General features: G+C 34.3%; 20 protein-coding genes and 1 pseudogene. 13 read left to right on the top strand and 8 right to left on the bottom strand.

Annotated features, from left to right (window positions below):
* The first annotated feature begins 38 nt into the window (after window positions 1-38).
* The 3 genes from A6I66_RS01605 to nadB all read left to right on the top strand — a co-directional run bounded on the left by A6I66_RS01605 (window position 39) and on the right by nadB (window position 3,081).
* Window positions 39-314 (top strand): hypothetical protein, encoded by a 276-nt coding sequence (locus A6I66_RS01605; protein ID WP_067144976.1) that lies wholly within the window; start codon window positions 39-41, stop codon window positions 312-314.
* A gap of 278 nt (window positions 315-592) precedes the next feature.
* Window positions 593-1,519 carry a quinolinate synthase NadA gene (gene nadA, locus A6I66_RS01600; protein ID WP_067144975.1) on the top strand — a complete coding sequence of 309 codons (927 nt, stop codon included), beginning with the start codon at window positions 593-595 and terminating at the stop codon, window positions 1,517-1,519.
* Between the two features lie 2 nt (window positions 1,520-1,521).
* On the top strand, window positions 1,522-3,081 hold the full coding sequence (gene nadB / locus A6I66_RS01595) for an L-aspartate oxidase (RefSeq protein ID WP_067145590.1): 1,560 nt from the start codon (window positions 1,522-1,524) through the stop codon (window positions 3,079-3,081).
* A gap of 262 nt (window positions 3,082-3,343) precedes the next feature.
* Here the strand turns inward: nadB and A6I66_RS01590 are convergent, their stop codons facing one another.
* Window positions 3,344-3,676, bottom strand: coding sequence for a single-stranded DNA-binding protein (locus A6I66_RS01590; protein ID WP_067144974.1), 333 nt, complete (start codon window positions 3,674-3,676; stop codon window positions 3,344-3,346).
* Window positions 3,677-4,112: 436 nt separating this feature from the next.
* Between A6I66_RS01590 and A6I66_RS01585 the strand changes: the two genes are divergently transcribed.
* The 3 genes from A6I66_RS01585 (at window position 4,113) to A6I66_RS01575 (ending at window position 7,502) form a co-directional block, all read left to right on the top strand.
* Window positions 4,113-6,299 carry a DUF5916 domain-containing protein gene (locus tag A6I66_RS01585; RefSeq protein WP_067144973.1) on the top strand — a complete coding sequence of 729 codons (2,187 nt, stop codon included), beginning with the start codon at window positions 4,113-4,115 and terminating at the stop codon, window positions 6,297-6,299.
* Window positions 6,300-6,735: 436 nt separating this feature from the next.
* Window positions 6,736-7,083, top strand: coding sequence for a hypothetical protein (locus tag A6I66_RS01580; RefSeq protein ID WP_067144972.1), 348 nt, complete (start codon window positions 6,736-6,738; stop codon window positions 7,081-7,083).
* 68 nt (window positions 7,084-7,151) lie between these two features.
* Entirely contained in the window at window positions 7,152-7,502 is a 351-nt protein-coding gene (locus A6I66_RS01575; RefSeq protein ID WP_067144971.1) for a hypothetical protein, read from the top strand.
* 71 nt (window positions 7,503-7,573) lie between these two features.
* Here A6I66_RS01575 and A6I66_RS01570 read toward each other — a convergent pair whose 3' ends face one another.
* Window positions 7,574-8,038 (bottom strand): CBS domain-containing protein, encoded by a 465-nt coding sequence (locus A6I66_RS01570; protein ID WP_067144970.1) that lies wholly within the window; start codon window positions 8,036-8,038, stop codon window positions 7,574-7,576.
* 245 nt (window positions 8,039-8,283) lie between these two features.
* Entirely contained in the window at window positions 8,284-8,808 is a 525-nt protein-coding gene (locus tag A6I66_RS01565) for a hypothetical protein (RefSeq protein ID WP_157614024.1), read from the bottom strand.
* Between the two features lie 154 nt (window positions 8,809-8,962).
* Here A6I66_RS01565 and A6I66_RS01560 point away from each other — a divergent pair, with 154 nt between their 5' ends.
* The 4 genes from A6I66_RS01560 (at window position 8,963) to A6I66_RS01545 (ending at window position 12,893) form a co-directional block, all read left to right on the top strand.
* Complete coding sequence (locus A6I66_RS01560) at window positions 8,963-9,913, top strand: NAD-dependent epimerase/dehydratase family protein (RefSeq protein ID WP_067144968.1); 951 nt, start codon at window positions 8,963-8,965, stop codon at window positions 9,911-9,913.
* 35 nt (window positions 9,914-9,948) lie between these two features.
* Window positions 9,949-10,539 (top strand): HupE/UreJ family protein, encoded by a 591-nt coding sequence (locus tag A6I66_RS01555; RefSeq protein ID WP_067144967.1) that lies wholly within the window; start codon window positions 9,949-9,951, stop codon window positions 10,537-10,539.
* A gap of 284 nt (window positions 10,540-10,823) precedes the next feature.
* Entirely contained in the window at window positions 10,824-11,255 is a 432-nt protein-coding gene (locus A6I66_RS01550; RefSeq protein ID WP_067144966.1) for a deoxycytidylate deaminase, read from the top strand.
* Between the two features lie 6 nt (window positions 11,256-11,261).
* Window positions 11,262-12,893 (top strand): S41 family peptidase, encoded by a 1,632-nt coding sequence (locus tag A6I66_RS01545; protein WP_067144965.1) that lies wholly within the window; start codon window positions 11,262-11,264, stop codon window positions 12,891-12,893.
* Between the two features lie 92 nt (window positions 12,894-12,985).
* Here A6I66_RS01545 and A6I66_RS01540 read toward each other — a convergent pair.
* Window positions 12,986-13,147, bottom strand: a pseudogene (locus A6I66_RS01540) (NAD(P)/FAD-dependent oxidoreductase); the annotation flags it as partial.
* A 248-nt stretch (window positions 13,148-13,395) separates the two neighbouring features.
* Here A6I66_RS01540 and A6I66_RS01535 point away from each other — a divergent pair.
* On the top strand, window positions 13,396-15,582 hold the full coding sequence (locus tag A6I66_RS01535) for a TonB-dependent receptor (RefSeq protein WP_067144963.1): 2,187 nt from the start codon (window positions 13,396-13,398) through the stop codon (window positions 15,580-15,582).
* An 11-nt stretch (window positions 15,583-15,593) separates the two neighbouring features.
* Window positions 15,594-16,439 (top strand): DUF4249 family protein, encoded by an 846-nt coding sequence (locus tag A6I66_RS01530; protein WP_067144962.1) that lies wholly within the window; start codon window positions 15,594-15,596, stop codon window positions 16,437-16,439.
* A gap of 79 nt (window positions 16,440-16,518) precedes the next feature.
* On the opposite strand, the gene A6I66_RS01525 is transcribed toward A6I66_RS01530, so the two are convergent.
* The 4 genes from A6I66_RS01525 to A6I66_RS01510 form a co-directional block, all read right to left on the bottom strand.
* Complete coding sequence (locus A6I66_RS01525; protein ID WP_067144961.1) at window positions 16,519-17,739, bottom strand: hypothetical protein; 1,221 nt, start codon at window positions 17,737-17,739, stop codon at window positions 16,519-16,521.
* A gap of 145 nt (window positions 17,740-17,884) precedes the next feature.
* Window positions 17,885-18,496, bottom strand: a complete 612-nt coding sequence (locus A6I66_RS01520; RefSeq protein ID WP_067144960.1) for an FAD-dependent oxidoreductase — start codon at window positions 18,494-18,496, stop codon at window positions 17,885-17,887.
* Window positions 18,496-18,699 (bottom strand): hypothetical protein, encoded by a 204-nt coding sequence (locus tag A6I66_RS01515; protein WP_067144959.1) that lies wholly within the window; start codon window positions 18,697-18,699, stop codon window positions 18,496-18,498. Before A6I66_RS01515 ends, A6I66_RS01520 begins: the two co-directional genes overlap by 1 nt.
* Window positions 18,700-18,713: 14 nt before the next feature.
* Entirely contained in the window at window positions 18,714-19,307 is a 594-nt protein-coding gene (locus A6I66_RS01510) for a MarC family protein (protein ID WP_067144958.1), read from the bottom strand.
* Window positions 19,308-19,510: 203 nt separating this feature from the next.
* Between A6I66_RS01510 and A6I66_RS01505 the strand changes: the two genes are divergently transcribed.
* Window positions 19,511-20,074, top strand: a complete 564-nt coding sequence (locus tag A6I66_RS01505) for a DUF3109 family protein (protein ID WP_067144957.1) — start codon at window positions 19,511-19,513, stop codon at window positions 20,072-20,074.
* Window positions 20,075-20,128 lie beyond the last annotated feature (54 nt).

The following is a 20,128-nucleotide window of genomic DNA, read 5'->3' as shown; positions in this document are numbered from 1 at the left end:
TAGCAATAGAACTAAGTATAAATTTAAAAGTCAATAAAATGAAAAAATTAGTATTAGCTGTGTTGATTGCTGTAGGTGTTACTTTTTTAGTTACTTATACCTACAATCAAAGTCAACAAGAAACAGCAACGGAATCTAAAATAGCATTAAATTACATTACAGGCTGGAAAGATGGGTATTGTGAAGGTTGGAAGTTCGTAAAAGGTACTGATTGCCCTGCCGTCCCAACAGCCGAGGATTGTGGTGAGTGCCCAAACACCTATAAAGCTGGTTTTAGTATGGCCTTTAAGGCAGGAATGAAAGCAGCCAAATAATAAGAAAGCCTTAACTATTATAAGGATTTGTAAACTCTTTACTGTGAAGTAAAGAGTTTTTTTATGGATAAAAATAAAGGGATTTCTATTTTGTTAATTTTTAGAGGGAATCATTTCAGAAACATTAAAAGATGTAATAAATAGGGCATAGGTTGTTAATTTGATGCTTTTTTTTGATAGAATCTCATTTAATAAAATTAATAATTAGGATATTTGTATCTTTATAGGTGGTTAATGGCTGCCAATTATGAATTTCAAATTGTTCCAGAAACTTTAAAATGGATTTAGTAAAAGAAATACAACGCCTTAAGAAGGAGAAAAATGCTGTGATCTTAGCGCATTATTATCAAGTGCCAGAGATACAAGATATTGCAGATTATGTTGGTGATAGTTTAGGCTTGTCTCAAAAAGCTGCAGAAACTGATGCCGATATTATTGTATTTGCAGGAGTACATTTTATGGCTGAAACCGCCAAAATATTAAACCCAACTAAAAAAGTTGTATTACCAGATTTAGATGCAGGTTGTTCGTTAGCTGATTCTTGTCCGCCAGACGCCTTCGAGAAATTCACTAAAGCACATCCCGATCATATCGTGATTACTTATGTGAATTGCTCTGCAGAGATAAAAGCCCTTACAGATATTGTTTGTACATCATCTAATGCTTTAAAAATTGTAAATTCTATTCCTAAAGATCAACCTATCATTTTTGCTCCAGATAGAAATTTAGGGCAATATATTATAAATGAAACGGGTAGAGACATGCTGCTTTGGGATGGTAGTTGTATTGTTCACGAAGCTTTTTCCATGGAAAAACTTTTAGACTTACATAAAAAATACCCCGATTATAAAATCATTGCGCATCCAGAATCGGAAACTCATATTCTAAATACGGCAACGTACATTGGGTCTACTTCAGGAATGATAGACTATGTGAGACAGCATCAAGATCAAAAATTTATCGTGGCTACCGAAGCTGGTATTCTTCATAAAATGCAAGAAGAAATGCCAAATACAGAATTGGTTCCTGCTCCTGCTAAGGAAGATAATACCTGCGCTTGTAGCGAATGCCACTTCATGAAAATGAATACCCTTCAGAAATTACACGATTGCTTACTTAACGAATCGCCACAGGTGGATGTTGATGAAGCTATTCGAGAGCGTGCTTTATTACCTATTCAACGTATGTTAGACCTTTCTAAATAATGATGATGACTTCAGATTATTTAGTTATTGGGTCGGGTGTTGCCGGATTGACATTCGCGGTAAAAATTGCAGAAAAATTTTCAGATCGTAAAGTAGTCATCGTTACTAAAGCTAGTGAGGATGAGTCTAACACCAAATACGCTCAAGGGGGTGTTGCGATTGTTTTAAATAAAGAAGAAGATTCTTTTAAAAAACATATTAAGGATACTTTAATTGCTGGCGACGGACTTTGTAACAAAGAGGTCGTTAAAATGGTAGTTAATGAAGGTCCAGATCGTTTTGAAGAACTTTTATTATGGGGTGCAAATTTTGATGCTAACGATGCTGGAAAGTTTGACCTAGGAAAAGAAGGTGGGCACTCCGAATACCGCATCGCACATCATAAAGATATTACAGGTTTCGAAATTGAGCGCGCCCTACTTACTCGAGCACACCAATTACCTAATATTTCTATATTACCGCATCATTTTGCCATCGATTTGGTAACCAATCACCATATTGAAGGGAAAGATCCCGACGATTTATGCTGCTATGGGGCTTATGTGATGAACCAAAATACAGGTGAGATTTTCACCATAAAATCTAATAGTATCCTTTTAGCTTCTGGAGGTATTGGTCGGGTATACGGGCATACCACAAATCCTGTTATTGCTACGGGCGATGGTGTTGCTATGGCACATCGCGCTAAGGCACGCATTAAGGACATGGAGTTTATTCAATTTCACCCCACAGCGCTTTATGATGCTAAAGGCGAATCGTCTTTTTTAATCTCTGAGGCTGTTAGAGGCTTCGGAGCCATTTTAAGAAATGGTAAAGGGTATCGCTTTATGCCCGATTATGATGAGCGCGCCGAATTGGCGTCTCGTGATATAGTATCGCAAAGTATCGATAACGAATTGAAAAAATCGGGAGATTCGCATGTATACTTAGATTGTACACATTTGGATATGGATGGTTTTATGGCGCATTTCCCAAACATTTATGAAAAGTGTTTAGAGCACCACATCGATATTAAAACCGATTGGATTCCCGTAGTTCCTGCTTGTCACTATTTATGTGGTGGGGTAGATGTGAATATGCTTGGTAAAACCACGATCGATAATTTGTATGCCTGCGGCGAATGTACCAGAACCGGCTTGCATGGCGCTAACCGTTTGGCATCAAATTCACTGCTAGAAGCTTTGGTTTATGCTCATAATATTTATAAGCACTTAGCGGAAAGTGATAATACCGTAAAGGATGTTAATATTCCCGATTGGAACGACGACGGTACTGTAATTCCTAAGGAGCATGTACTGGTACAACATAACTTAAAGCAAGTTCAGGCGATTATGCGTGACTATGTGGGTATTGTTAGAAGTAACAAGCGTTTGAAAAGTGCTCTAAAGCATTTAGATGTAATTTCTAGCGAAGTAGAAGATTTGTATAAAGAATCAAGAATTTCTACAACCCTTTGTGAGCTTCGTAACATGATTAGTGTCGCCTATTTAATTATCTGGCAGTCTTTAGAGCGTACAGAAAACAAAGGCGGTTACTACAACCTGGATAACATCAAAAAGTAAAATTTTATAGTCTTTATAAAATTAAGTGTGACTGTAATGCACGATAAATAATATTTACGAAGCCTGCTTAACCTATTATGTGATTCATAATTTGGTTTAAGCAGGCTTCGTGTTTTAATAGGAGCTTTATTAAAAGCCTTTTATCTCTTTTTTGTCAGGCTGAGCTTGCCGTAGACCAATTGTATTCGAACATTAAAAAGATAGGTCGATAAGCTCCATGGACTAGGACTGAACTTTTCAGGCAGTCTCTTCTAATAGTATTCTATTTCCCCAGCATTAAAAGCTCGTTGCAAACAATTTCGGTCATGAATTTTTTTTGACCTTGTTTATCATCATAACTTCTTGACGTTAGTTTACCTTCAATGGCGACTTCTTTACCTTTTCCAACATATTTTTCAATAATATCGGCTGTTTTGCCCCAAGCAACCACATAATGCCATTGGGTATCTGTTATTTTTTCACCCTTCGCGTTGGTGTAATAGTCGTTTGTGGCTAGTCTGAATTTTGCCATCTTTTTCCCCGAGTCTAAATTCGTGATTTCTGGATCGTTTCCTAAGTTTCCAATCAACTGTACTTTGTTTCTAAGTGTGTTCATAATTTTAATTTTTTCGTTAAACAGTTAATACTAGTGTTCATGTCTGTTTGAGAGTAAATTTTATCAAACAAGGACAGGGCAAAGATGCGATAGCTTCAAAGTTTTAGTCGGTAATTACATATTTAAAATCGTTTGTAAACGTTTGTAGTCGTTTGTAAACAGTTTTTTTTGTTAAAGCACTTAAAAATTCACAAGCTTTTGAGTTTTATAATTGATTTTGAATTTATATAGCATTAACAGCTAAGATTCTAAATTGAAATTATTAAATTCATATGCTTAATATTCCTTTTGATTGTAAATAAGTATGCAGCAAAAGAGTTTACTTGTTTTAAATTATCTGTAAATTATGATTGCAAAAAAGCATGGGGTTACAAGTATATATGATCGTATTCGTCTAAAATTGACATCTAGGTTGCTGTTTAAATATTTTATTTTCATGCTTATTTTGCTAATACAGACACTTGTATTTGCTCAAAAAAGTATCAATGTAAAATATGTTGACAACGATAATTTTATAATTGATGGTGCCTTAGATGAGGGTAACTGGGAAAATGCGGTCTTAACAAGTGAATTTACAGAATACTTTCCTACAGATAGTAAGCTTGCTGATTATCAAACCGAGATCATGATGTTATATAATGAAAGGTTCTTGTATATTGGTGTTAAAGGTTATGCTCCTGGAAAAGATTACAGAACTCCTTCGTACGAAAGGGATTTTAGTATTAGTGGCGCCGATATTGTAAACTTAATGTTTGATACCTACAGTGATCGTGCCAATGCTTTTTTATTTGGAATTAACCCTTTTGGAGTAGAACGTGAAGGTGTGATTTATGGCGGTGGTGTTACTGGAGATCTTGATTTAAACTGGAATACCAAGTGGGTCGGACAATCTCAAATATATGATGGGTATTTTATTTCAGAATTAAGAATACCAATGTCTGCTTTTAAATTTAAAGCAGGCATTACTTCATGGAAATTTTCGGCCATGCGGTCCGATACACAATCTAATACTAAAAGTTCGTGGACGCGAGTGCCACAGAATCAAAATCAGCTTAACCTCGGGTATTTTGGTGATTTGATTTTTGAAAAGCCTTTAGTAAAAACAAGAAATCCTATTTCAGTGATTCCTTTTGTTACACCTTCCTATACCAACGAACATTATAAAGGTGAAAAGTCATTTAATTTCAAGGCTGGATTTGACGCCAAAATCCCCGTAAAAAGTAGTCTGATGCTCGATTTAACGGTACTCCCTGATTTTTCGAGTGATGATGTGGTTTCAGGACAAAATAATGTCACACAATTTGAAATTAAACAAGATGAAACCAGGTTATTCTTTATAGATAATGGTGATTTATTTAATGGTTTTGGAGAAGGTAATGCCTTAGCGTTTTATTCGCGACGCGTAGGAATTGGTAAAGATTCGCTTGGTAATGATAAAATTGTGCCTATTTCTGTAGGGGCAAAATTTACTGGAAAAATAAATAATAACTTAAGAATTGGTGTTCTAGATGTACAAACTGAAGGAGATGACCAGTATGGCATTGCGGCAAATAATAACTTAGTGGTTGCTGCCGAGCAAAGGGTGTTTAAAAAATCGAATATAGGAGCTTTTTTTATTAATAGGCAGGCCACAAACTATGACGAGTCTCTAAACGGTACTTCGTATAATCGTGTTATAGGTTCCGATTTTAACTTTTTTTCAAAAGATAATAGTGTGGACGGTAAACTGTTTTTTCATAAGTCATTCACTCCCGATATATCTGGTAATGCTATTTCAGCAGGAAACGAATTGAATGTTGAAAAAAGAGCATATTCTTTAGGACTCACAACTCAGTATGTTGATGCAGGTTTTCAATCAGATCTCGGTTTTACCAAAAGAAAGGATATTTTAAGAGTAAACCCTTCTGGAGCCTACAATATGTATCCGAAATCGAATAAAATAAACACGATTATAGTCGATGCGAGTTACAATGCCTATTGGAGGGCTTCAGGGGATATGTCTCTATCAGAAAGATATACGGCTTTAGGTGCTGCAATTAACTTTACAAGTGGCGCTTCCATTGGCTTACAAGGAACTAATGCTTATGAGTATTTGTATAGTCCGTTTGATCCTGTAGGCGAAAAAGGAACAGGAGCTCCTATACCGGTGGGTGGTTATGATATGAATTATTTAGATTTAGACTATAATACAGATAGGCGGAAAGCCTTTTGGTTAGAAGGAACGACAAGATATGGTTCGTTCTATACGGGAAATAAGTTTACCACTGATGTTACATTTCAATATCGTTATCAGCCTTTTTTCTTTGTTTCATTACAATTGCAGTATGATAACATTAAAATGCCAGAGCCCTATTCATCCGGACAAATTTGGTATTTGGGGCCGACATTAAATGTTACATTTACTAAAACTTTATTTTTTAATACCGATGTTCAGTTCAGCACACAATCGAATAGTTTTTTATTAGTTTCCAGACTACAGTGGCGATATGCACCTTTGTCTGATTTGTTTTTAACCTATACTGATACCGACACTACAGCACCTTTTGAACTAATAGAAAGAGGTGTTTACTTGAAATTAACTTATTGGTTAGATATTAGCAGAAAGAATAAAATCACTAATTAAGTCGGCTAGGAAGCCTAGAAATAAATGCTTATAAATAATGAAGATGATTTTGATACGAGTCATCAAGATAATTTATTGAACTTTAAGATGAACCTCAGTTTATGCTATAGGTGCTTTGTTTTAGTAGCTCATTGCAATTTGGTAAATGGTTATCATAAAAAGTAGGTTTTTTCGTATATTTGATTTTTGTATAGTATGCAGCTACCTTTTGCATTAAATTTAGAGGAAACATAAAAAAAGAGTCTTAATGTTTATGTTTCCTAAAAATGATAAAGCTGAGATTATGATGTTAAATGATATACTTATCGAGGTAATTAAATTAGAAAAAACATAGTTTTTCATCCTTATTCCTTATTGTTTTCTTAGGAGCTCCCTCTATACAAGCTGATAATTCTTAGGGAAGATCAAGATACATAACGCTAAAAACGTAAAACAAATGAAATACGCTGAATTTAATATTAACACGAACAAAATAAAATTTACAAATTCTGTACTCGGATTGGAGTATGTTTTAATAAACGGTAAGAAAGTTTCAAGTAAATTTTCTATTACTGGAACTGAACATAAATTCGAAATGCATTCCAAAAATTATATATTAAAATCTACAGCTAGATTATTGGCCAAAAGTGACATTAATATCCAACTTTTTGAAAATGGAAGGTTAATCGAAACGAGCAATCTTGGATATCATAAAAATCATCGCATGTACTGGATGGCTTTTGGCGTGTTTTTAGGTTTGCTTGGTTTTAAACTTGGGAAAATATTTGTTACTAATCTTTTATAGTAAAACCATTCTAAAATTACGTAAACCTCAAAATAGGTGGTTGAATTAAACCAAATAAAACCCGATTCATGGATAAGAAATGTTTAGAATGCAGCGATAAAATTATTGGACGCATCGATAAGAAATTTTGTTGTGACGCCTGTAGAAACGCCTATAACAATCGCGTGAATAAGGATAGCAAAAACCTCATTCGAAATACCAATAATCGCCTACGTAAAAACTATCGCATTTTAGAAAGCCTAAATCCGAACCAGAAAACCAAAACCTCACGAGCCAAACTTGTCGAAGCCGGATTTGACTTTAATTATTTTACCAGTATTTATAGGACTAAAGCGAATACGGTATATTATTTCGTTTACGATCAAGGGTATTTGCCCTTGGATAACGATTTTTATGCGCTTGTGAAACGAGAGGGGTAAATCGAAAAAAAAGCCTTCAGCCAAAAAGAGCTAAAAGCTTTAATAAAATTGCAGTGTGTAAAATTATAATATTATTTCCACGTCTGACCTTTCATAGTCATGGCGGCTTTTAGGATGTCTTTCTGACTTATTTGTCCAACGAGTTTGCCTTTTTCAATAATTGGGAACCTACGGCGTTTCGATTCTAAAAATTTCTTAGCGGCATCAAAAATATTCATGTTGCCGTCTATAGTTTCAACTTCAGAAATCATGTGTTTTTCAATCGTCTGATCTTGTAAAGGCATGTTGTAGTAACGGCTTTCACTAATTTGTTTAATGCAATCGCCTTCAGAAATAATGCCAACAAGTTCATTTTTTCTGTTTACTACTGGGCCACCAGATATTCTATTTTTTATTAATGATTGCATCACGCTTTCGATCGTTTGGTCTGGCCGGAATGTAATTAAATTACGGCTCATATAATCGCTTACGGTTAATGATGGTGTTGTGGTGGTGCCAGTACGCTTTCTTGCGCCTATAAAACTCTTTATCCCCATAGTAGTTAGATTTTTTGGTAATCCTAAATATAATGTATTTAATTTGGAATTCCTAATATAATTGGAGATAAACTATTGGTTAACACGGTTATAGTGTTGAGGTACGTGTTTAACAGAGGAGTGGCTGACTTTTAATCAGATTAATTTGAAACGGCGAAACTCATGTCATGCCTTAGAAAAAACAATTTAAATTAAGGTTTTTATGAATCCTTAATCCTAATTATTGCACTCAAAACGAGAGATGTTTATTGGGGTTTTACAATGTTGATGGCGTCAAACTCTGCTTTTTTATTCATTTGAAGGTTTAAATTCGAAAAAGCTACCAATACTTCTTCAACACTGGCCTCGAGTTCCTTTTCGCTAGTGGTGCCCAGATTAAACAAACTTTCCAATTTATAAAATTTGGTTTCTACAACCAAAATTCGAGCCTCAATTGAGGGCGATTTTATAGTTCCAGGAATGGTTGCTCTCAATTCTTTAAAGGTGTCTTTTATTGTTTTTTCATTATCCTTAAAAAAGTGTAAGTCGCTGGCTTTTACTTTTTCGATAACATCTTGCAGTTTATAATACTCGGTCCAATCCTTAATTTGAGCTTGTACTTTATTGTCTATGGAAAACTCGGTGTAATCGAAACTTTTAATGTCGTTTTCAGAAATGAGTTTACTGTTATCGACTTCAGTTTCGGTTGTTGTTGTTTGATCGGGATCTTTTTTACAATTCCAAAGTAGGATACTTATGCCGACTAACCATAAAAATTTATTACGCATCATTTTCATTTTGAGACAATAGGCTACAAAGATATAGGAATAGTTGATTTTATAATAACATAGCTGGATAGCAAATTAAGAATATTTCGGTCTTTTTGTAGATTATTTTTAACGAAAACTTATTATTTTTGAAAATTCTTTATAAACACCTTGAATATTGAGCTCTAAAATACTAATTATTGGTGCCTGTGGGCAAATTGGATCCGAATTAACTTTTAAGTTGCGAAGCATTTACGGCGATGAAAATGTGGTCGCAAGTGATATAAGCTACAGTAACTTAGATATTGTTAATTCAGGACTGTTCGAAATTGTTGATGCCAAAGATTATGCAAGCGTAAAAACATGTGTTGAAAAGTTTAATATTGATACCGTTTATTTAATGGCTGCGATGTTAAGTGCAACAGGGGAAAAATATCCTATGGAAGCCTGGGACTTAAACATGACCTCGTTATTTCATGTGTTAAACTTAGCCAAGGATAATTTTATAAAAAAAGTGTTTTGGCCTTCTAGTATCGCTGTTTTTGGTCCGACCACACCTAAAGAATATACGCCACAATATACCATTATGGAGCCTACAACGGTTTATGGGATGACCAAACAAGTTGGGGAACGCTGGTGCGAATATTATTTCAATAAATATCAGGTTGATGTGAGAAGTTTGCGTTACCCGGGTATTATCAGTTGGAAAACCTTACCAGGAGGTGGAACTACCGATTATGCTGTAGAGATTTATCATGAAGCCATCAAAAACAAATCTTATCAATGCTTTTTAAAAGATGAAAGTGAATTGCCTATGATGTTTATGGATGATGCTATTAAAGCTACTGTGGATATTATGCAAGCTAAAGCTGAAGATATTAAAATCCGTTCTTCCTATAATTTGGCGGCAGTAAGTTTTACGCCAGAGGATATTACTGAATCCATAAAAAAGCAAATTCCTGAGTTTGAAATATCTTATAAACCCGATTACAGACAGGATATTGCCAACAGTTGGCCAAAAAGTATTAACGACTCTTATGCGAGGCAAGATTGGAAATGGAAACATCAATTTTTTTTAGATGATATCACAGAGGAGATGTTGTCGCAACTCCGTTTAAAATATAATTAATTGCATATCTTTGAGCCACCCAAATTGTTATAATTATGCTTGAAAATTTCTGGTTTCACGTGGAATATGGTATCAACCATGTGCTTGATATTAATGCTTACGATCATGTTTTATTTTTAATTGTATTGGCTGTGCCGTATTTGTTTAAAGATTGGAAACGTGTATTGCTTTTGGTAACCATGTTTACTTTAGGTCATACTTTGTCTTTAATTTTAGCAAGCTATGGGGTGGTAAGTATTAACGCTTCCATTGTAGAGTTTTTAATTCCTATTACCATTTTAATTATTGCACTTTTTAATGTGTTTACCGCTGGAAAAGGAGCGCAAAAGGAAAAGGTTGGTGTTTTGTTTTTGTCGACCTTATTTTTTGGTTTAATTCACGGATTAGGGTTTGCTCGAGAGTTTAGAATTCTTTTAGGGGATTCGGATAGTAAATTACTGTTGCTTTTTGAGTTTGCCTTGGGTATTGAAATCGCTCAAGTGATTATTGTCTTTTTAGTCCTATTTTTAGGTTACCTCGTACAAACCATTTTCAGGTTTTCTAAGCGTGATTGGGTAATGGTAATTTCTGCTATCGTGGTTGGTTTAGTGATTCCAATGATCTTGAATAGTGATTTTTTAGCTTAAAAACAGGCTTTACTTATTCCTATCTTCCAGTTAAAGGCTGAATAAGCTTAAATTATTCTTAAAATTTAACGGGCTTACGTTGTAATTAAAATACGAAGCACCTATCTTCGTTAATCAGAATGGATTAGAGTTCGAACGTGAATTTGCGTTAAGGATTGCAGTGGAAATCCTTTTGCTTTTTTCGGCAAAAGATTGCAGCGTAAAGCCTGACCCGAATTGTAGTAAGGTCTCATTTTTAACGAGGACTTGAAATGAGGGTAACGCCCTAATGATTATAATTTTTAATGCCAGAACATAAACAACTTAAGTACGACAAGGCCTATTTGCGCATTGCTCAAGAGTGGGGGAAGTTGTCGTATTGCAATCGCCGACAAGTAGGAGCGATTATCGTAAAAGATCGCATGATTATTTCCGACGGATATAATGGAACACCTTCAGGATTTGAAAATTTTTGCGAAGATGACGAAGGTTATACAAAATGGTATGTGTTACATGCTGAAGCCAATGCCATTCTAAAAGTGGCGGCTTCAACACAATCGTGTAAAGGTGCAACCCTGTATATTACCATGTCGCCTTGCAAAGAGTGTAGTAAACTTATACATCAAGCTGGCATTGTAAAAGTGGTGTATCACGAAGCTTATAAGGATGACTCCGGTTTGAAATTCTTAGAAAAAGCGGGTATAAAACTTAAAAGAATAGAAGATCTAAAAGCATAACGTTTTATGGCTTTTCAAAAAAAATACCTTCCCTTATTTATAGGTGCTGCAATTGCGGCGGGTATTTTTATTGGCGGAAAATTAAGCTTTAGAGATTCGCCAGACCGTTTATTTACTACCAATAGCAAGAAAGATAAGCTTAACAGACTCATTGATTATATTGAATACGATTATGTAGATGATGTTAATACCGATAGTATTGTTGATGTTACCGTTAATGGAATTCTTGAGAATTTAGATCCGCATTCGGTATATATTCCCAAGGAAGACATGCAGCGAGTTGCCGAAGAAATGAAAGGTGATTTCGTGGGTATTGGTGTGAGTTTTTATACCTATAAAGATTCGATTGCTGTGATTCGTGCCATTGAAGGCGGACCAAGTGCAAAGGCCGGCATTAAAGGCGGCGACCGTATTATTTTTGCCGATGGCGATACCTTGTTTGGGAAAAATATTGAAGATGGCGCTTTGGTTAAAAAACTTAAAGGACCTATAAATTCTAAAGTGAATTTAACGGTGTATCGACGCGGCGAACCCGAACTATTAAAATTCTCGGTTAAACGCGATCATATTCCTATTAATAGTGTCGATGCCTATTACATGCTTACCGACAAGCTAGGCTATATTAAGGTGAATCGCTTTGCTGAGTCTACCTATAAAGAATTCCGAAAAGGCATTCAAGAACTCGAAGCTTTGGGAGCTACCGAAATTGCTTTAGACTTAAGAGGAAACCCTGGAGGCTTTTTAGGAATTGCCGAGCAGATTGCTGATGAGTTTTTAGAGGATGATAAGCTTATTTTGTTTACTAAAAACAAACGAGGAGATATCGAGGAGAGTTTTGCAACCAGTAAAGGGGACTTTGAAAACGGAAAAGTTTATGTTATGATTGATGAAAACTCCGCTTCGGCAAGTGAAATTGTAGCAGGGGCTTTGCAGGATAACGATATAGGTACCATTGTTGGTCGTCGATCTTATGGTAAGGGTTTGGTGCAACGTGAAATGGATTTGGGTGATGGATCGGCGGTGCGATTAACGGTTTCTAGATATTATACGCCTACGGGACGTTCTATTCAACGGCCTTACGATCAGGGTAATAAAGATTATTACGATGAGTATTTTGATAGGATTACCAGCGGTGAACTTTTAGATCCAGAGAAAATTCATGTTGACGATTCCTTAAAATTTGAAACCCCAGGAGGGAAAATTGTGTATGGCGGCGGTGGTATCATCCCCGATGTTTTTGTGCCTATTGATAGCAGTATGCAAAATGAAACCCTTTCCTTTTTATTACGTCGTGGGTTTTTTGGAAACTTTGTGTTTGAAGAACTTGAAAAAGACCGTCATCTCTACGATGGTATTTTAAGGCGTGATTTTATAGATAGTTTTGAAGTGGGGGACGACCTCGTTTTTGCTTTTCAGGATTATTTAAATCTGCGCTCCGATTCTAAAGTGACTTTCGTAGCCTATCACGATGAGGTGAAGCAATACATAAAAGCAACTTTAGCCGATCAGCTTTACGGTAATGGTGCTTTTGAAGAGGTGTACAACCAAACCGATATCATGATTGAAGAAGTGGTGCGCTTGAGTCGTGGTGAAGTTGTTGATGATGTTGAGGAAGTAGACTTTGAAAGCGGGGAGTAGGGTAGACGTTAGTTTGTTTTAGCTGGAAGGGTCATGCCGTAAAACACCTTGAAAATTATAAAATTATAAAGTTTCCAGTGTTAAATTATAGATTACACCGCAACCTTATCATGAATCTTCACATGTTTACCATTATTCCAAATGGTTAAAATATCGGTAGCCACATGAGCGCCACTTCCGGAAGCTATGGCAAACTGACTGCGCCAACCCGCTAAAGTACCAGTCACATATAGGTTTTCTTCAATAAGGTGATCGGTGATGTGTTGAAATGTTTTGAAGCTAGTAATTACCCTAAATAAATAGCATCTAGAATTCATGTTTTGTGGTTTATACGCTTACTATGTCGATAATAGTGATTAATTTTGCCCGCTTAAGTTATTCTTTATATTCTTAAATTATTCTCCCCAAATTGAAGACGAATAAGACGAAATACTTTATATGTTTAATACTTTCTTTTTGTTTAATAGGAAGTATATGTGCTCAAAATTCAGTTTCTTATAAAGTGTTCGATTTTAATAAAAACAATCCTATTCAGGATGTTGCTATTCTTGTGAAAGGGACGAAAAACGGAGCTTATACCGACGAGGAAGGTTTTTTTACTTTAAATGGAGTTTCAAGTGATGCTGTGTTAATTATTTCAAAAATAGGGTATAGCACATTACAGGTAGCTATTAGAGATATTAGTGATATTGTTTATCTGGAATCGGAAATTAATTTATTAAATGAAGTAACCATAAGGACTTTTTCAAGTAGCCAGTTAAAAAAGGTAATTCCAGATCAAGTTTACTTCTCACAGCAAGATATTCAACGACTTCCATTTATTTTAGGTGAAAAGGATCTTATTAAGTTAATTCAATACACTCCGGGGGTGCAACAGGCCACTGAAGGGCAATCGGGGTTACTGGTTCGTGGTGGGAATGGGAGTATGAATTTGACATTGTTAGATAATATATATTTACATAATACATCGCATTTGGGAGGTTTGTTTTCGGCTATAAATTCAGATTTTGTTCAATCCTTAGAGTTTTCGAAAGCAGGTTTTGATGCCAGTTATGGAGGTAGATTATCTTCGGTAACAGACATACAAACCTTAGATGTGCCAGATAAAACAAGCTTTAGTGGGAGTATAGGGCTTTTGTCGGCAAAGTTAACTGGCAATGTGAAAATTGATGACAAAAACAGTTTATTGGTTTCTGGACGTAGAACATATCTTGAGCTTTTTAAGCCTATTTTTCAAAGCGAAGACTCTGTTCTTGGTAAAAACAGTAATTATTCTTTATATGATTTTTTTGTTAAATATACTTTGAAATTATCGCCAAAAGATAGAATAGAAACTACGGTTTATTTAACAGAAGATAATTTTAAAGACAAAACTAGGGGGAGAAATCGGAAATTACAATGGGGAAATGTTATATATGGAACAACATATACACACCAGTTTTCTAATGGTTTAAGTTCTCAGACAACAATTAGTAATAGTTTTTACGAATTTTCATTTGGGAGTGATGATTTTATTTATGATTATTCAGCTAATAGTAATTTTTCGGTTTTTAGTTTAAATCATAAATTTTTATGGAATAAACCTAATTATTTCTTCATGCTTGGTGCTGCATATAATAATAATACAATCTTGCCAAAACGAGTACAAGCTACTATAAATAACGCGCCTTTAGAAATTTTAAACCAGGAAACTTCTAAGTTTGATGAGCTAAATTTATATGGGGATTTACAGTTTTCTTTTTCTGAAAGAATTAAGATTAAATCGGGTTTAAGGTTTACAACAATTGCAACAAAATCAAATGCTTTAGTTGATGCGGATCAATATTACTATTTAGAACCCAGATTAAGTGTTAAATATGAATTAAATGATAATCAAGCTTTAAAATTTAGTTATCAGAAATTAAATCAGTTTATTCATCAGGCATCTGTTAGTTCATTTAGTTTGCCTGCTGATTTTTTTGTAATTAGTAATAATAATGTACGACCTCAGGTTGCTAACCAATTGAGTTTAGGTTATGTTTTCGAGGAAAACGGCATGCAGTTTAATAGTGCTTTGTATTATAAAAACGTATCGAATTATACCGAGTTTAAAAATGGTTCTATTAATAATTTATTCTCGAATAATATTTATGAGGATATGGTGTCTGGTAAATTTAATTCCTACGGTTTGGAATTAAGTGTGAATAAAAAAATAAATAAATTTACTGCGCAATGTGCTGTTACGCTGTCAAAAACGATAGCTCAATTTGATGCTATAAATAAAGGCGAAGAATTTCCAACGGATTTCGATCGCCCTATAAATTTTAATACGATAGTGAGTTATAAATTAAATGATAAAATAGAATTTGGGTCTATTTTTTTATTTACCAGTGGTCAAAACTATACAAGACCATTGGATATTAGAATTATTAACGAGCGTCCTATAATTAATTTTGAGCCTAAAAATGCCTCACGATTCCCTAGTTATCATCGTCTAGATTTATCGTGTACATATTCTTTTAAAAGAAAGGGACGTTGGGGGTCAAAATTAAACTTAACTCTGTATAACGTTTATAATAATAAAAATCCTTTTCAAATATATTTTGCTACCGAAGGTAATACGGATGATTCTTTTGTGGAAATTGTGGAAAAAAGAGATAATTTCTTTCCATTTATACCTACAATAAACTGGTTATTTTCTTTTAACTAAAACGAATTAATATGAAGAAATTTATTTTGCTGCTAATTGTTCTGTCAAGTTGTACTGGAGATAATATAGATGTTTTAGCGTCTGACCAACTTACTGTTGAAGGAGAGATTAAAGACAATAGCTTTGCAGAAATACGATTAACAAATAGTATTGCTTTTGCAGGAGTTATAGATTCTTTAGAAATAGCTAAATCCATTGAATCGAAAGCTAGAGTTGAGCTTTTTGATGGGGAAGTCTCTGAAGTGTTAACTTTAAAAAGGGATGATTTTAATTTTCCTTTTTTATATTATAGAAGTAATATTATAAAAGGAGAGAAAGGGAGGGTTTATAACTTATCTATTTCGATACGGGGTAAGGAATTTAATTCTAAAACTCAAGTACCAGAAAAACCAGAAGTAGTGAATATTGATTTTTTAGAATCTGTTAAAGATGGTGTTGTTCAGCCCGATTATAGAGATGTTAAATTAACAATTAAAAATGATATTAAATCGGTTCAGTATTTTAAAATATTAGTTAGAAATGAAAATGAAGCTAAATTTAGTTATGCTAAACCTTTTATTTTTAATACCGAAAATATTGCTACGAATCAATTTCCTGTAATTGTAACATATGTTGAAATTCAAGATGATGGTGAAAGAAAAAATAAATTTAAGGTAGATGAAGTTATAGAATTACAACTTGTAGGAATTACGAAAGAACAGTTTGATTTTTGGAAATCTATTAAAGGTGATGAATCGACTTTAATAGATAATTCGTCCTTTACAAATGAAGTTATTTCAAATATAAGTAATGGGGCATTTGGCTATTGGTCTGGTGAAAATGTTGATAATTTAAAGTTTAAAATACTTCAAAAATAAAGGCCACCATAATTGTATGGTAGCCTTTTGTAGGTAAGAGAGGAGTTCTCTATGTTTTATTGAATATGCTGAAGGTTAACTAAGCATCAATATTTTCGAAAAGTTTTTCATAAGCTTCAAAAACAGCTTCAAATTTATTTTCTAATTCAGTAAATGATCCTTCAAAATAGGCCTCAAAATCACTAGAACTTCCGTCTTCAAATAAAAATCTAGCATTAATGATCTCTTCAGAAACTTCTATTTCTTCCCAGTTTTGCGTATTTGGATCGTATTCGTAGTCCATGTAAGTGTCTTGGTCTTTATAGAATTCAGTTTTAGCTAAAGGTCTGTTTTTGATACTTAGTTCGCCTTTAATATTGTTATTTAATAACTCTATTTGCTCGTCTATCGTTAGATCATCGTCGGAATTGAAATTTTTATCGTTAGCTGTTAAAGATAAATTTGCGTTTAAAACTTTAAACTTTAAATCAAAATCATTAAGAACATCTTCAATGCTACTGTCTTCAATTTGATCGTTTTCATTGTTGAAATCTCCGTTGGCTATAAGCTCGTATCCAGTTATAACATCATCATCAATTTTAAAATCGAAAGATTGTTTAATTAAAGCGCTGTTTGAGTTTGTGTAAGCTGTAATAAGTTTAAAACCTCCAATAGTAGTTGTGTTGTTAACCATGCTTGGTATTAAGCCGTTATCTTCAAAAGAAGCAGTAAATTCTTGAGAGAAAACAGTGGTGTTATCAACTTTAAGATTTGCTTTAACTAAAGTTGGAACTTCTTCGTCATTTTCGATAGTTGTATTGAAATTTGTAAAGCTAAAGATTGCATTTTTTCCGTAATAATTTACTTTGTAAATAATGATATCACTGTCTCCAGTTTTGTCAAATTCTTCAGTGTCTGCATTCCATTCGTAAATGCCTTTTTCTTCGTTATAGTCGTCAGTAAGTGGAGTTTCAGATACTAATGCAGTAGTTTGTTTAGCATTAAAAGCAGTTATGTTAGCTGTTTTAAGAGATGATAGATTGTTAATAGTGCTAAGTGTTGTTTTTTTAAAGCTAGTAGTAACTTTAGATGTTGAAGAGTTGCTTAGGTACTCTGCTAATTCTACTATTTCATCTAAAGCATCACTGTTTCTAAAGTCGTCAACTTTGTTTAACGCTTCAATCATATTGTCTTCTAATTGAGCTTTTCCTTCTTCAATACTTAAAGGCGTAGTGTTTTCCTCTACACTATCATCGCTTCCGCAAGAAATGTTTAAAATTAATAGTAGTGATAATAAGCTTAGACTAAGGTTTTTTTTCATTGTTTTGATTTTTATATATTTGAAGCCAAATATAACTCTTAACTTTATATTTTTCTTACTTACTAATAAGTTTTAAAAGAGTCTTCTTTTAACCGTGTTGTAGGTTGTTGATCTTTAGTGTTATAGGCTGTTTTTGAAGGCTAAATTAAATACCCGCAACCTTATCATGCACCTTCACATGCTTCCCATCATTCCAGAGTGTTAAAATATCGGTAGCCACATGAGCGCCACTTCCTGAGGCTATGGCAAACTGACTGCGCCATCCTGCTAAAGTTCCAGCCACATATAGGTTTTCTTCAATAAGGTGATCGGTATTTTTTAGCCAGATACGATTTTTTTCGGCTGCTGCTCTAGGGTGGGCTTCAATATACGGCTCCAAGCCTTCAATGGTCATCAAGTTGGTATAGCCTACCGCGATAACCGCTATTTTGGTGAGGTATGTGTTTTTATTCGTGGTTACGCTATAAACATCGTTTTGTTTGGTGAGGCTTAACACCTTTTCGTGGTCTATTTGCTCAACGTGTGGATATAAGTTAGCGAGTTGAATTTTTCCGCCTTCTAAAATACTTTCCCCAGTGGTTCCTGGGGTTAGACCTAAAACATTATTGAATAGGGCTGTTTGTAAATGTGATGTTTTTTGGTGTACGATGATACCAATCTTTTTATCGCTAGCAAAAGCCTTGTTTTTTGCGGAACCTAAAACTAAAGTGCAAGATAAACCTGCAGCGCCACCACCAATAATAAGGGCATCGTACATTATTTTCTGTTTTTTACTTTTTGTTCAATGCGTTTTGAAGTACGTAAAATGGCCATCATAACAATAACACAAAGTGATGCAACAATGGTAATTATGGCAACCATGCTTTCGCCTTCAAACGGTGTGTTAAAATCCAATTGCGTACAATTAAAAATGATTAAGCCTAAAGCAATGATGCTTAGTATAATGGTGAAAATTTTCATTGGTAAATAAATTTTTAAATAAGCTCGAACAACGCTTTAATGTTGTGGGCAAATAGTTTTACGGCAATGGCTAGTAGCACCACACCAAATACTTTTCTAATGATGTTGATACCGTTCTGTCCTATTAAACGTTCGATCTTAGCTGATGTTTTAAGCACGATAAAGATAATGATAACATTTAATAATACCGCAATTATGATATTTTCGGTAGCGAACTCAGCACGTAAGGATAGTAAGGTGGTTAAACTTCCTGGTCCTGCAATAAGCGGGAATGCTAAAGGGAAAACAGCTGTTGTCATGGCATCGTGTTCTTCTTGTTTGTAAAGTGTGATACCTAAAATCATTTCTAAGGCAATAAAAAATAGGATAAATGAACCAGCAACAGCAAACGAATTGACGTCGATACCAATAAGGTTTAAAATGCTTTTTCCTAGAAATAGGAACATAATCAATATGACTCCAGCAATAATCGAGGCTTTCTCACTTTGAATCTGTCCAGCCTTTTTTCGCAAATCGATAACAATGGGAATGTTTCCAACAATATCAATTACAGCGAATAAAATCATGAATGCTGTAAATATTTCTTTAAAATTGAATTTTAGTTCCATAGGTATTAAATTGTTAACCTAGTAATAACACTTGGTTTTTTTAGTTTTGTATTTTATATTCTTTTAAGAAAATTCTAAATTAAAAATCTGTTTTTCAGGTAATTTTGAATTTTCGGCAAAAATATACCATTATTGCCGAATAATCTTAAAAGTTTACGCTAAAGTTTGTTTATTTTTGCCCACGATTTTAATAGGTGATTTTTATGTTTCAGTTAGGGAAAACTATTGTTTCAGAAGATGTAGTAAAGAAGGATTTTTTATGCAATCTGTCGGCTTGTAAAGGCGCTTGTTGTATAGATGGGGATGCTGGTGCGCCTCTAGATGCTGAGGAAGCTAAAATTCTGGATGATATTTATCCGAAGGTTAAGCCTTTTTTGCGACAAGTAGGTATTGATGCTATTGAGGAACAAGGTACTTATACCGAAACTGAAGATGGTGATTTAGAAACCACGTTAATTGATGGCGCAGATTGTGCTTATGTTATTTTTGATGACAAAAATGTGGCGCTTTGTGCTATTGAGGAAGCCTATAATCAAGGAGAGATCACTTGGAAAAAGCCTGTGTCTTGTCATTTGTATCCTGTAAGAGTTCAGGATTACTCCGAATTTTCGGCAGTTAATTATCATAAATGGCAAATTTGTGACGATGCCTGTGCCCTTGGCCAGGAGTTGCAAGTGCCTATCTATAAATTTGTAAAGGAAGGTCTGATTCGTAAATTTGGAATAGACTGGTATACCGAATTAGAGAAGGTTGCTGCGTCTATGTAGCTTTCTAATTTATCTGTTAATAACGCTTAAAACCCCTTTAAATTAAGGGTTTTA

It is taken from the genome of Pseudotamlana agarivorans, assembly GCF_001642835.1.
Taxonomy (GTDB): Bacteria; Bacteroidota; Bacteroidia; order Flavobacteriales; family Flavobacteriaceae; genus Pseudotamlana; species Pseudotamlana agarivorans.
Note: the sequence above shows the minus strand (reverse complement) of the source record. Positions and strands in the feature narration are given on the sequence as shown.